The 14173-nt window shown below is 52.9% G+C and carries 11 protein-coding genes; 8 read left to right on the top strand and 3 right to left on the bottom strand.

Annotation, left to right across the window (positions count from 1 at the left end):
* Nucleotides 1-160: 160 nt before the first annotated feature.
* Entirely contained in the window at nt 161-709 is a 549-nt protein-coding gene (locus EL633_RS18185) for a hypothetical protein (protein WP_126628545.1), read from the bottom strand.
* Nucleotides 710-1338: 629 nt separating this feature from the next.
* Between EL633_RS18185 and EL633_RS18180 the strand changes: the two genes are divergently transcribed.
* Nucleotides 1339-1659, top strand: coding sequence for an alkaline phosphatase family protein (locus tag EL633_RS18180; RefSeq protein WP_126628544.1), 321 nt, complete (start codon nt 1339-1341; stop codon nt 1657-1659).
* A gap of 1 nt (nt 1660) precedes the next feature.
* On the top strand, nt 1661-2089 hold the full coding sequence (locus tag EL633_RS18175) for a hypothetical protein (protein ID WP_126628543.1): 429 nt from the start codon (nt 1661-1663) through the stop codon (nt 2087-2089).
* Nucleotides 2090-2185: 96 nt separating this feature from the next.
* On the opposite strand, the gene EL633_RS18170 is transcribed toward EL633_RS18175, so the two are convergent.
* Nucleotides 2186-2866 (bottom strand): IclR family transcriptional regulator, encoded by a 681-nt coding sequence (locus tag EL633_RS18170; RefSeq protein ID WP_161982228.1) that lies wholly within the window; start codon nt 2864-2866, stop codon nt 2186-2188.
* A 315-nt stretch (nt 2867-3181) separates the two neighbouring features.
* Here EL633_RS18170 and EL633_RS18165 point away from each other — a divergent pair, with 315 nt between their 5' ends.
* From EL633_RS18165 to EL633_RS18140, 6 genes are all read left to right on the top strand, one after another.
* The gene (locus EL633_RS18165; protein ID WP_126628541.1) at nt 3182-4477 is read left to right on the top strand and encodes a formimidoylglutamate deiminase; all 1296 of its coding nucleotides are present in this window, start codon (nt 3182-3184) and stop codon (nt 4475-4477) included.
* 35 nt (nt 4478-4512) lie between these two features.
* The gene (hutU, locus tag EL633_RS18160) at nt 4513-6168 is read left to right on the top strand and encodes a urocanate hydratase (protein WP_126628540.1); all 1656 of its coding nucleotides are present in this window, start codon (nt 4513-4515) and stop codon (nt 6166-6168) included.
* A gap of 90 nt (nt 6169-6258) precedes the next feature.
* Nucleotides 6259-7818, top strand: a complete 1560-nt coding sequence (gene hutH / locus EL633_RS18155) for a histidine ammonia-lyase (RefSeq protein WP_126628539.1) — start codon at nt 6259-6261, stop codon at nt 7816-7818.
* Nucleotides 7819-8014: 196 nt separating this feature from the next.
* Nucleotides 8015-9274, top strand: a complete 1260-nt coding sequence (hutI, locus tag EL633_RS18150) for an imidazolonepropionase (protein ID WP_126628538.1) — start codon at nt 8015-8017, stop codon at nt 9272-9274.
* A gap of 513 nt (nt 9275-9787) precedes the next feature.
* Nucleotides 9788-10444, top strand: coding sequence for a TetR/AcrR family transcriptional regulator (locus tag EL633_RS18145; protein ID WP_218027515.1), 657 nt, complete (start codon nt 9788-9790; stop codon nt 10442-10444).
* Between the two features lies 1 nt (nt 10445).
* Nucleotides 10446-12116, top strand: coding sequence for an FAD-dependent monooxygenase (locus tag EL633_RS18140; RefSeq protein WP_161982227.1), 1671 nt, complete (start codon nt 10446-10448; stop codon nt 12114-12116).
* Nucleotides 12117-12215: 99 nt separating this feature from the next.
* Here EL633_RS18140 and EL633_RS18135 read toward each other — a convergent pair whose 3' ends face one another.
* Entirely contained in the window at nt 12216-13817 is a 1602-nt protein-coding gene (locus EL633_RS18135) for a cellulose-binding protein (RefSeq protein WP_126628535.1), read from the bottom strand.
* Nucleotides 13818-14173 lie beyond the last annotated feature (356 nt).

The raw sequence follows: 14173 nt of genomic DNA, 5'->3' as shown, positions 1-14173 counted from the left end.
CTACAATTATTTTGCCATAAATAAAATATCTCTACCAGTGGCTGTTTATACTTAGATTTATTAATATATATAGCTTTTTCAGGTGCTGAATTTTTTTGTGACAAGAAAATAGCGAGGCGGCCATGATCGCCTCGCTATTTTCTTCTGCAAAGTCAGTCGCTTAGCTTTTGCTTTTGGCTGTTAAGATGGAAATTGTCCCATCAGCCTGACAGTTAAACGCGTTCAACATATTTTGCGTTTTGGTAAATGAGGCGCAGATATACACTGCATTTACTTTCGCGGGACGTGGTATGACACGTGTTTGCATTCTTTCGGTAACCTGACATCCGGACGCGCCTTTTTGTACCCGAAAGGTGTGGGTCTTTACGGTATCAACACTGGTCAATACATAGTCAAGAACGGCCGGTTGACATTGTTGATAGGCATTCCAGAAACAATCCCCGGCTTTAGCTGGATCACCCGTCGTTGGACCTTTGGCACTTTCAGCTTTAGTGATATTGCCGCATGCAATGATCCTCGACATAGGACCACCTGTGGTAGAAGGTTGTGCTGTCGGCGAAGGTTGTGCTGTCGGCGAAGGCTTTGCTGCTGCTGTCGATGAGGTCGTTGTATCGTCTTTATTCATACAAGCGGTCAGGCCAATTGTGCACATGAGCACGAGATACAGCAACGAAACAAAACGTAACGGGGAAAGATGTTTCTTCTTCATTATTTTTCCTCATGTTCTGCCAGGCATGGTGTCTTTTTTCTACGTTACCGATACGCAACTAGTACTACAATGAACGCTTCTTCATATACTTCGCAGGTAAGCTGCAAATAATTGCGAACATTTACATGACGTGGTTACCAGGAAAAAAGTTCCCACTGATCATGTAGAACATTGCTGCGTTTCTCGTTTATTGTTGCAATGCGTGTCCACACACTATCAAATGATTCTGAAGCCAATCACCTGAAACGCTCCCCTGGATCACTTTCGATTTTCCCTATTTAACGCCATGTGCAATTTTTCCACATACCCACTCTTTTGAGGAGGAACATGGCGAGGCGGTCGCGACCGCCTCGCCATGTTCCTCCTCAAAAGAAGCGAGAGCCATAGGCACGAGGTGGAGGGATAAAAATTGCACATGGCGTTATTTAACAATTATTTAATATTTTTATCCATGATTATTAATATATAGGTTCTATGCTTACGTATAGTGCACTTAGCATGTAAAATGGTTAGATAATACTTTTCTTCATATGAAGAGCCATTTGGCAACATGGAGTAAGCGCTTATGAGGTGGATAGATTGCACCCTATCTCTTATATCTATCTGTAGTTTCTACAAAAGGGAGCACTATGAAAAAGTATTGGGGAATAGCATTGATTGTGGCAACCGTGCTTGCAATCAGTTTGACCAGCATTCCTTTTATCCAAAACAATGTACGAGCATCTTCTAATGATGACCATAACAACAAACATCATGTTCTGCTGTTAAGCATTGATGGATTTCATGCACAAGATCTGGCACGCTACGTCCGTCTAAATCCCACTTCGGCCCTGGCAAAATTGTCGAAGATGGGAGTTACCTACACAAATACATCCACCTCTAAACCATCAGACTCATTATCTGGTAAACAGTGTACAGCCTGGATTGCTGGCACAGGCAACACAGGATGACGTGAGCCTGATCTGGCTGACAGACTCTAGCAAGACCAATGCGGTCGTGGCAAAGTTGAGTGCCAATGCGGCTCAAGCCAATATTGGTCAGATTATCAGCGGTGATCAACTCAAACAGTTCTACAACGATCCGCTGCATGACTCACGCACACCTGATGTTGTGGTTCTGCCCAATCAGGGTGTGATCTATACAAAACCTACGGCAACAAAAATTGCCGAGCACGGTGGCTTCAGTGATGATGATACACATGTTGCTCTGCTGGTTGCCAATCCTAAATTAAAGGCGACATCTGTCTATACCCCAGTCTCCACCACACAGATCGCCCCCAGCATCTTACAGATCTTAGATCTGAACCCACGATCATTGCAAGCAGTACGTATAGAGAATACACAGCTACTTCCCGGTTTTTCTTCAAAGAAGGACGACTAGTAAGCGGCTTTTTGTGACCGGTTCGCGAGGATGAGTTATCATCCTCGCGTGCTGCGAGCAGTACCTTGATTGATGTTCTCGTATGTGTGGCATCGATTACGGGTTGATGGGAGCGCCGAGGGCAAGGGAGATCTGGTGAGCGTGGTCGGCGACAAGGCTACCCAGATGGGCGAGTTGTTCGTCTGAAATACGATAGGTAGGACCAATAATGTTAATAGCTCCAACGATCGTATTAGTCTGATCGTAAATGGGGGCGGCAGCCGATGAGACATCAGGTTCAACGGCATCACGACGGGCAACATATCCGGCGCGCTCAACACGACCCTGGATGGCAGCCCCAATGGCGGTATTGCTGACCGGCACAGTGCGACCGATCCACACACCGGCCTGGACCGCCTGGCGGCTGGACACCTGATCTACATAGAGCACACTACTCTCTCCCAGCAAGATACCGAGATGGGCGTTTTCGCCGCTCTCTTCAGCCAGTTGACGCAGATATGGACGGGCAATTTCGTACAGCGACATCTCCTGTAGCGCGGTCAGGCCTAGCTGCATGACCTGCGGGCCCAGACGATAAAGGCGATCAGGTCCACGTCGAATAAACTCATAGCGCTCCAGAACCCTCAGCAGTCGCGTCGCGGTCGCCGGCGACAAATTTGTCATCTTCGCCAGTTCGGTCAGGGATATGCCATCACCATGCGTTTGAAAACAGATCAGGAGATGCAGAACTCTTTCGACCGGACCTACGGCCTGGGTCATGTCCAGAGCTTCTTTCAATGTGCGCTCCTTGTTCATTACGCAAGCAGAGGATGCCTGCGGCAGATTACACCATGTCTGCTTGTAGTAGACATAGACATGTACCATATCACGATTTTCACTCAGTGAAAAGAAAATCTTAGCCCCGGCAATATAGCATATATCCTCGTTCAGCGTCAAGGAAGCCATCCTCCCCACCAGTGAGCTATATTCCCACGCTATACGCCGCCTTGACAGGGGCTTTCTTTTCAGGTACATTTTCATTATATGATATTTACTTTCACTGAGTGAAATTTTTAAGTGGGCAACGGCACTATTCTCACATGGAGTTGTTGTATGAAGGTTCTGGCCCCTGATTATATCTATACGCCTCAAGGTTTGTTGCGCAACCAGGTTGTGCAGATCTCCGATGAAGGTGTGATCCTGGCGGTCACTGAGCGCGAGAACGGCGTGGAGGTGACGGAGGCGCTACCTGATATGGTGCTGCTGCCCGGCTTTGTGAATACGCATAGCCATGCCTTTCAAAGGGCATTGCGTGGACATACACAGCGTCGACTGTCCAACCACGATACATTCTGGACCTGGCGCAACGCAATGTATGCAGAGGCCGGGCGCCTGAATCCAGAGCTGATCTATGAGCAGAGCCGGCAGGTTTATCGCGAGATGCTCGCCGCCGGCTATACGAGCGTTGGCGAGTTCCACTATATCCATCATCAGCCCGACGGTCAGCCTTATGAGCAGCCCAATATCCTGGCGGAAGCGGTCGTCCAGGCCGGCCGGGACGCGGGTATCCGTGTGGTCTTGTTGTTGACGGCCTATGCGCAGGGCAACTTTAAACAACCTCCCTCCCCCGAACAACGCCGCTTCTGTGATCGCTCGCTTGGTGCTTATCTTGAACGCGCCGAGGCACTGCGTGTCAACGGCATTCCCTTCGGAGTAGCTCCCCATTCTGTGCGTGCCGTGCCTGCTGACTGGCTTGAGGCCATTGCGGATTATAGCCGACAACACCACATCCCATTTCATATCCATGCAGATGAACAGCGAGCCGAGATCGAGCAATGCCTGGCAGCCGAGCATTGTACGCCAATTGAGTTGCTACAGCGCAGCGCGGCTCTCGGTCCCCTGACAACGGTAGTGCATGCCACGCATGCCAATGAGCAAGAGATCGCACTGCTGGCACAGGCCGGCGCCAGCGTCTGTGTCTGTCCTACCACTGAAGGCGATCTGGGTGATGGTATCGCTCCCTATGCCGAACTGATCAAGGCAAACATCCCCCTCACGATCGGCTCGGATAGCAATACACGCCTGGATCCTTTTGAAGAGTTACGCTGGGCCGAATATTCCGCTCGGATGCGCTACCAGCGCCGACGCGTGCTGATCCCTGATGATCTGGGTTCGCCTGGTCCTTTGCTTTTTTCGTATGGCACGCAATCCGGTGCTCAGGCCCTGGGATTACCAACCGGCCTGATCACTCCCGGTCTGGCCGCCGATTTTATCGCGCTTGATCTCAAGGCACCCGCGCTGGCTGGTTGGACGCCTGAAGATTTATTAGATGTCCTCTGCTTCGGTGCCTCTGCAAGTCAGGTCATCAAGCACACATGGGTCCAGGGCCAGAAGGTCTGGTCGGCCTGAATACAGATATTTCACCAACGAAAGGAATTTGGAATATGCAACAGAGAACACAGATTCGCGCACCGCGCGGGACGACCATCAGTTGTAAGGGCTGGCCGCAAGAGGCGGCTATGCGTATGTTGATGAATAACCTGGACCCCGATGTGGCTGAGCGGCCGGAGGATCTGGTGGTCTATGGTGGTTCTGGCCGGGCCGCTCGCTCCTGGGAGGCCTATGAGGCGATTGTACGCTCTTTACAACAGTTGGAGGGCGATGAGACGCTACTGGTACAATCAGGCAAGCCGGTTGGGATTATGCGTACCCATGCCAATGCGCCACGTGTACTGATCGCGAACTCCAATCTGGTGCCGCACTGGGCCAACTGGGATGAGTTTCGGCGCCTGGAAGCACTGGGCCTGACAATGTATGGGCAGATGACCGCTGGCTCCTGGATCTATATTGGTTCACAGGGCATCTTACAGGGAACCTTCGAGACCTTTGCGGAGGCGGCCCGCCAGCATTTTGGGACGACCTTGAAAGGTAAATTTGTATTGACCGCTGGCCTGGGCGGTATGGGTGGTGCCCAGCCACTAGCCGTGACCATGAACGAAGGCGTCTGCCTGGCCGTAGAAGTTGATGAGTCGCATATCCAGCGCCGCGTCGCCACCGGCTATTGTGATAAGATCGCCTACACACTGGATGAGGCACTGGCACAGGTACGTGAAGCCTGCGCACAGGGCCAGCCACTCTCCATCGGCCTGATCGGCAATGCCGCCGAGATCTATCCTGAACTGGTACGGCGCAATATTATTCCAGATATGGTAACCGATCAAACCTCGGCCCATGATGCCCTCAATGGCTATATTCCGGCTGGACTCACACTGGAAGCGGCCGAGCAACTACGCAAACAGGATCCACAGGACTATATTCAGCGTGCTAAAGCATCGATGGTGACACATGTACGCGCCATGCTGGACTTACAGAAGCGCGGCTCTATTGTGTTCGACTATGGTAATAACCTGCGTGGTCAGGCACTGGAGGCCGGTGAAACGCATGCCCTTGACTTCCCGGGCTTTGTGCCAGCCTATATTCGCTCGCTCTTCTGTCGTGGCAAAGGTCCATTCCGCTGGGTCGCGCTCTCCGGTGATCCAGAAGATATCTATCGCACCGATGAAGCGCTACTAGAACTATTTCCAGAAGACCAGCATCTCAAGCGCTGGCTGACCCTGGCGCGCCAGAAGGTGCAGTTCCAGGGTCTCCCCGCCCGCATCTGCTGGCTGGGATATGGTGAACGGGATAAGGCAGGATTGGCCTTTAATGAACTGGTGGCCAAAGGCATCGTCAAGGCACCCATCGTGATTGGACGGGATCACCTGGATAGTGGCTCGGTCGCTTCTCCCTATCGCGAAACCGAAGGCATGAAGGATGGTAGTGATGCCATCGCGGACTGGCCGCTGCTCAATGCCCTGGTCAATACCGCATCTGGCGCCACCTGGGTCTCGCTACACCATGGCGGTGGCGTCGGAATCGGCTACTCAATGCATGCCGGACAGGTCACTGTAGCGGATGGTACACCAGAGGCGGCGGAACGGCTCGCCCGTGTCCTCAGCAATGATCCCGGTATGGGTGTCATTCGACACGTCGATGCGGGTTATGAAGAAGCATTGACACACGCGCAACAATATAATGTGAAGATCCCCATGCAAGGATAATCTTCCGGTCAGTGGCGATTACTCATCGTTAAGGGGCTACCAGTTATGGTGCCCCTGGTGTGCTTCTAGCACGAAGGTGTCAGAAAGGATATGGTTACATTGAGCGTAGATTATCTTTCAGAGATTCCAACTCAGGTCATTATCAGTGGACAGGCATTGAGCTTTGCCGATATTGTGGCGGTCGCCAGACAGCATGCTCCAGTCACTATCAGCAACAAGGCACTGGAGAAGATCAGGGCTGCGCGCATGGTTATTGATCGCCTGGCTGTGGACGATAGTAAGAAGGTCTATGGCATCACCACAGGCTTTGGACACCTGAGCAAGATGCGTATCTCCTCCGATCAACAGGTTGAGCTACAATACAACCTGATCCGCAGCCATGCCGCTGGCGTCGGCGAACCACTTACAGAAGAGGTGACACGTGCCATGATGGTCCTGCTGGCCGCCAGCCTGGCCCGTGGCCATTCCGGCGTACATGCCGAAATCGTTTTGACACTGGCAGAGATGCTTAACGCAGGCATCTGTCCGCTGATCCCATCACGCGGCTCGGTCGGGGCCAGTGGCGACCTGGCTCCATTATCACATCTCGCCCTGACCCTGATTGGCGAGGGAGAAGCTATCTATCAAGGAAACAAGCTCAGTGGTGAGCAGGCCCTCCAGCAAGCAGGAATCAAGCCGGTCAGCCTGCACACAAAAGAAGGTCTGGCGCTGATCAATGGCACACATTTGATGGAGGCAATCGCGGTCCTGGCCATCGTTGATGCGCAGGTCGCGGTGCGTAGCGCCGAGGTCGCCTGTGCCATGAGCCTGGAAGGACTCCTGGGCAGCCATGTCCCACTGGACGCACGTATCCACGAGCGCCGGGGACAGGTAGGGCAGATCGTCAGCGCGACCCGGCTGCGCCACCTGCTACGAGAGAGCGCGCTGAATGCCAGCCACCAAAACTGCGCACGCGTGCAAGATCCCTATACGCTACGCTGTGCCCCACAGGTCATCGGGGCTGTACGCGACGCCGTCGAGTACTGTGCCACTATTTTTGAGCGCGAGCTACATGCCGTCACCGATAATCCACTTATTTTTCCTGACGAAGGCGACGTACTCAGCGGCGGCAACTTCCATGGGCAACCACTGGCCCTGGCACTGGACATGCTGGCCATCGCGCTGGCCCAGTTAGCCAGCTTCTCCGAACGCCGCGTCTACAACGTCATTGGTCCACACGACTGGGAAGAAAAAGGCTCTGAAACCACCCTCTTCCTCACGCCACATCCCGGCCTGCACTCAGGCCTGATGATCGCCCAGTATGTGGCCGCCTCGCTGGTCAACGAAATCAAGGTCATGGCCCATCCTGCCAGTATCGACTCGATTCCGACCTCAGCCGGCATGGAAGACTTTGTCAGCATGGGAGTGACCAGCGCCCACAAGCTACGTCGCGTCATCGAACAGACCCAACAAGTACTCGCGATCGAACTCCTCTGCGCAGCCCAGCTCCTCGACTTCCGGCTCCCACTCCTACCCGGAACAGGAGTCCAGCAGGCCAGACAACTGGTGCGCATCCATGTCGAAACCCTGACAAAGGACCGCGTGCTCTCCCACGACATCGAGGCACTCGTCCAACTCATTCAATCCGGCCAGATAGCCGCAATCGAATAAAAAAGACAGGCTGGCAATCATCTCAGTGTAACGGCAGGGCTCGTCCCTGCGACCGGTCCAACGTACGACCTGGGACAAGTTATCGGCTGGACGCACTCAGATCTGCCAACCTCAAGAATACGTGATCGAGCAGCATATCAGACGTGTACCGGTCGCAGGGACGAGCCCTGCCGCTACGCTATTGAGGGGGATATAAGTGGAAAAACAGCAGTTACAAGCCAGAGCTATCGTACGCAATATTGGGCAATTGGTTAGCATAGCTCAGGCTCCTATTGTGGGGGCCAGTGGCTCATTACAGGTGTATACGAACGCGGCCATCATAGTCGATAATGAGGGCGCGATCAGCTGGATCGGGCCGGATCATGAAATTGATGAACTGCTGGCCTGTTCTGAACAGCAAACGGTGAATATTGTAGATGCTTATGGGTGTGTGGTCACACCAGGCTTTGTAGACTCGCATACGCATCTGGTCTTTGCGGGCGATCGGGCCGAAGAGTTCCATCTGCGCCGCCAGGGCATGAGCTATGGTGAGCTATTGCGGCAGGGGCGCGGTATTTTGACGACTATGAATGCTACGCGCAATGCCAGCCAGGAGGTGTTGCTGGACCTGGCGGTCGAACGGCTGGCGTCTGTACGCGCCCACGGCACGACCACCGTTGAGATCAAAACTGGCTATGGACTGAACATGGAAGTCGAAGAGCGTTGTTTGCAGATCATCAACAGTCTGAACTGTAATCCCTCTCTTCCCCATGAGCATATCCGTGTCGTACCAACATTTTTGGGCGCCCATAGTGTTCCTCCTGAATACCGTACACAGCGCGCAGCCTATGTAGAGCTGGTGGTCGAAGAGATGTTGCCAGCCTTTGCCGAGATGGCCCGCTTCTGCGATGTCTACTGTGAAAACGAAGCCTTCTCGGTGGAGGAGTGCCGACGCATCCTGACACGGGCCAGAGATCTGGGTTATCAGCTAAAGGTCCATGCCGATCAACTCAATCCATCGGGCGGTAGCCGGCTGGCCGCTGAACTGGGGGCAGTCTCTGCAGATCATCTGGATCATGCCAGCGATGCCGACCTGGATGCAATGCGCGAGGCTGGTGTAATCGCTACCTTGCTGCCCGGCTGCTCATATACCCTGCGCAGTCCCTATCCTTCCGCGCGCCGCCTGCTTGACCACGGACTTACAGTCGCCCTGGCCACCGATTATAATCCTGGCACCTCATACAGCGAAAACATGCAAATGATGCTCGGCCTCGCCATGTCTGCCATGGGCATGAGCCTGGAAGAAGCCTTGACTGCCACCACCATCAACGGTGCCCGCGCCCTGGCCCTCCAGGACCAGATTGGTAGCATCGAAGTTGGGAAACGCTGTGAACTGGCGCTCTGGTCAATCCACGATTATCATGAGATTGGCTATCATTTCGGAGTCAACCTCATTCAATCCATCCTGGTCCTCTAATAATCGGTTAGACATCCTTTGATGGGAAAGCGGGGATGCAAGGGGCAAACACATCTATGAATATGAAGAGAGGATCCCTTCCCTTATTATGATCACGTCCACGTAGTTACGACTCTCAGCAGTCGTTTGCACCCGCCGCAGTGTGGTGGCCCAGTCTCCCCGCGATTTCGCTGCCCTCCTCTGACTCGTTAGCTCACGCGGTGCCCAAACGGGACATTCCTCTGATCGCACCTTGCAGAACCACCCGGCGTTATCGCAGGGGCTCCCTCTCAGGGCAAGGTAACGACGGTGGGGGAGCCAAACCGGCCAGATACTGGGCCACCACGCTGCGGCGGGTGGCAAGCGACCGCTGAGGGTCGCATCTACGTGGTGTTTTTCATGGGACGCATGGCTTTGTGAAAAAATGAATGATATCCAGAGGCGGCGAAACCCTTGACTATTCTGTTCTTTCCATGCTATTATCTTTATATGAAACGGTACGGTTTAGTTTACTTAGAAGGTGTAATGATGGAGATGGAATTAAAGGAGGAGGATGCTCGGTCACGGGCAAAGCGTGAGCAGGTACTGGCGGGCGCTCAGCGCGTCTTTTTGCGCGAGGGCTTCTCGGCCGTAAGCACAGACACACTGGCCCGCGAGGCTGGTGTCTCCAAGCGCACGCTTTACGCTTATTATCCGAGTAAAGAGGAACTTTTTGTCGATGCGATACGTGGACTGACGCTTGAGCAACCAGAGACACGTGTGCTTGCTTTCATACGGAGCATACGTCCAGATACGGTTGAAGAACTGCATGAGGCACTTGTCATGCTAGCGAAAAGGATTATCGCGGCCACCATGAATCCAACATACCTGGCCCTGATGCGTACAATCATCGCCGATTCGCACCGCTTCCCCCAGCTTATCGAGGTAGTGCGCTCTACGATTCCTGAACTGGCTCTCAAAGAGATTGGAGACGTGATCCAGCGAGCACAGGATCGTGGTCTGACGGTTCCTGGTGATAAAGAAGTCATGACGCGTATGTATTTAGGACCGCTATTCAGCTATCCCTTGCTCGATGGCCTGTTACGACCTTTGAGCCAGCCACAGCCACCCGAGGAGCAGAAACTCCGGCAGATAGTAGACCTGTATATAAAGGCAATTGCGGCAGATGAAAGTACCAGAAAGGCAGAATAACATGATGGCATCTACAACCGATGTGCTTGTGGTTGGCGCAGGACCCACAGGCCTGACGATGGCGAACCTGCTGGCCTACCACAACATAAACGTTAGAATTCTAGATAAAAGGGCTGGCCCCACCGAGGAGACACGTGCGCTGGTGATGCATGCCAGAATCCTGGAACTACTGGACAAACTGGGGCTGGCCGAGCAGGCAATTAATGAGGGGCAAAAACTCAGAGCGGCCGAGCTCCTTGCCAGGGGCAAGCGTTTTGGAAAACTCTCTTTCCAGGGCGAGGAGGAGCGTACGCCTTATCCTTTTGCCTTGATCTATACTCAGGACCAGACCGAACATCTGCTGCAGCGTAATCTAGAGAAAACCACAGTCAGGGTTGAGTGGAACACCGAACTACTAAACCTGGAACAGACATCAAATGGCATACGAGCCACCGTTCGTCAGACCAATGGTAGCGAGGAAATCATCGAGGCGGGCTGGATCGTTGGCGCGGACGGCGCACATAGTCCTGTGCGGCACGCGCTCTCTCTGGGTTTTGAGGGGGAAAGCTACAAACAGGCACTGTTTCTGGCGGACTTAGAGCTGGAAGGAGATTTGAATAAGGACCAACTCTCCATTGGCTTCACAAAGTTGGGTTTCCTCGCCTTCTTTCCCATGCATGGAGAGCGACGCTTCCGCGTGGTGAGCACACTTCCCCTGGAGTTTACAAACAGGGAGACCCTCACCCCCGATGAGATTCAACAGGTCATCAATACCTACCGAGGTCCCTATATTACGATCAAGCGAGCACACTGGATCTCTGTGTACCGTATCCACCATCGGATGAGCAAACGCTTCCGCGTCGGCAACGTCTTCCTGGTTGGCGATGCGGCCCACATTCATAGTCCTGCGGGGGGACAGGGAATGAACACAGGTATTGGCGATGCCTATAATCTGGCCTGGAAACTGGCATTGGTCATCAAAGGACAAGCCCAGACAACACTGCTCGACTCCTACGAGGATGAACGCATGCCTTTCGCCCGTGCCATCTTGAATGGTTCAGACAAAGGCTTTGAATTGATGACCATGTCCCAACCACTTGTACAGCAACTCAAGGTATCCGGGCTACCCCGCCTTTTCCGCTTCGTGTCAAGTGTGCCAGCACTCAGGCAACGGGCGTTCTGGCTCCTCTCTCAGCTCTGGACCAGCTACCGTAGTAGTTCAGCCGTCATGCAGTCGGCAGCACCCGAAAAAAAACGCGTGCAGGCTGGTGACCGCGCCCCTTATGGCATCTATGAGATCGGACCGGACACAGGAAAAAGTATCTTTAGCACGCTTGGTGGACTAGATCATCACCTGCTCCTCTTCGCGGGCAGCGACCCTGGCACGGCATCTAGCAATCTGCAAGAGATAGCCAGCAAAGTATGCAAACTTGTTAGCACCTACGCCGCCCCGATCCATGTGCATATTGTGGAGGCTGGCAACCGCCGCCTGCATCAACGCTATGAGGCCAACACCCCGGCCCTGTTCCTGGTCCGGCCAGACGGCCATATCGCCTATCGTGGCAGCGCTGAAGATAGCGCCCGCCTGGAAGCGTATCTCGACAGAATATTCAACAAAGAGGTCCCACAGCCTGGCATTGATAGTCGGCGCGCATCGAGCTCTCAGTTAGCAAGCACAGGAGAAGGCGAATAGAAAGAAAGCGAGCCATGCTATGGTTGTAAAGCAACTACAACCGCAGCATGGCTCTTCTCACCTATTATCAGTAACGTTCAGTAACGTAAGTTATCCTATTTAATGTGTAGAAGCATCGTCATCACCAGAGTGTAATACGACCGTCGTCAGCGAATATGGAGCAAGCGTGACACTGGACGCTGATCCTGACTGAGAGGTAATGGCACTACTCTGTTGACCGTAGGTATAGATGGTGGCATGTTTAGAAACATGATAACCATTGAACGCTAGAGAGACGGTATAACTGTTCGCTGGATCTTTGTTGATCAGTAATATGGCCAGTTTGCCACCACGCTGCTTGACCGCATGTACAGCGACCAGGCTCTGATTTGAAGAGGCGGAGACCATGGTATCACCTGGCCTGCCCAACTTGCTCAGCATCTGTAAGCCATAATATGCAGGAAAAGGCGTATTGGCCGCCGGCTCACAGATATTTGAAGTGGCGCTGATACAGGTTCCATTGGATAGAACACCATAATCACCATCTTGAGCATCGCCATAGAGAGCTGCACTATTGTTGTTGCCACCACTTGCACTATTATGCAAATCCCACCAATCAACGTTAGCAACCCCATTTTCCAGCCAGCTCATGTAATTGTCCGCGAGGAACAAGGCATTGACCAGTCCAACCGTTTGCTTGCCTGGATTATAAGAGACCGAATTTGTTTCTGTGACCATAATCTGGATATGGCTGGCACGTGAGCCACAATACTGATTGATTTGGGCACGCAGCGTTGCGGTCATGCTCGCGATCTGACTGGTGCTGGACAGCAATCCTGCATCGGTTTCCGCGCCCGGACCCTGTGGATACCAGTGGGCCACCACAAAATCGACTGAAGGACAGACTGCTGGCAATACGGTATCATTCCATGGCTGTGGTGATGATGCGCTCACCTGACCATCCGGCCAGTTGCCGGGGGCCGTAAGCACCGCACCAACGTGAATACCGGCATCGACAGCTTTCATGGCCTGACTATAGGCCACAACATTACTGGCATAGGTTGCGGGCCCCATGGCATGCGTATCATATTCCCATGTCGCCCCATAGGTGCCATTGCCATACAGCTCATTGCCGATTTCCCAATACTTAACACCATAGCGATGCCCACTTGTAGAGGCTCCGCTATAGGTCGGGACCGGTCCATTGTAGCCATGGCCGCCTTTATTGGCATATTGTACCCATGCGGCCGCCTCTTCAGGAGTACCCGAACCATAGTTGGCCGTAATCACCGGCTGCGTACCGGTTTTCTGCACAACCTTCATAAAGGCATCAAAGGTATTGGCAGGATTAGCATAGCCCTGGTTCGGCACAGTGTTATTGGACTGCCAGTGATAAACATCTGAGGTTGAACCACCTGGATAACGTAAAACCTGTACGTTGGTATTTTTAATCGCCTTAGCAGCGGCGCTATCAAGCAGATTGCCATCCCAGACCGCCGTATTGAGGCCTCGGCTTATATCCGTCAATTTGCCTGCGGACTGCGCCGTGTTGACCGTAACTTGAGCCGTGCCTGCCGATGCGGCGGCATGCGCGCTAAACTGTGAGCCACTTTGCGGTAAAGCGATCGCGATAAGAGAGACCAGCAGGCACAGCAATACTGTACAGCAGATCCCCCCAACGCGATCATAGGATGACAAGTGGCCTGCGAACTTCCTTGCCATGACACGTTCCCCTTCCTGGAGAGAAAATATACAACTTTGTAGCAATAAGAGATAAAAATATCAGCTATCTCGTTTTTCAGTCTAGCATAAGCAGATCGAGATCTTGAGTAGTTTTCTCTTCGGTTTTTATTCAGTTTATGCCCTCGCCTACAAAAAGAGAAGCAGGTATAAGCTAATGCACCTCACTCTTCGCCTTCTCTGTGGTATAGGACATACGATAAAAAGCAGAATGGAAGAGTATAATCTGGATATGACATAGTATTGATAGCTTGCCAGGCTATAAGAAGGAGCATTGTCGCAATGATTTGCTTGTTACACAGGTATGTAGGCGAGAAACTTTTAAGATGCGATCAATG

It is taken from the genome of Dictyobacter alpinus (assembly GCF_003967575.1).
Taxonomy (GTDB): Bacteria; Chloroflexota; Ktedonobacteria; order Ktedonobacterales; family Ktedonobacteraceae; genus Dictyobacter; species Dictyobacter alpinus.
This window is presented reverse-complemented; position numbering and strand designations above follow the sequence as displayed.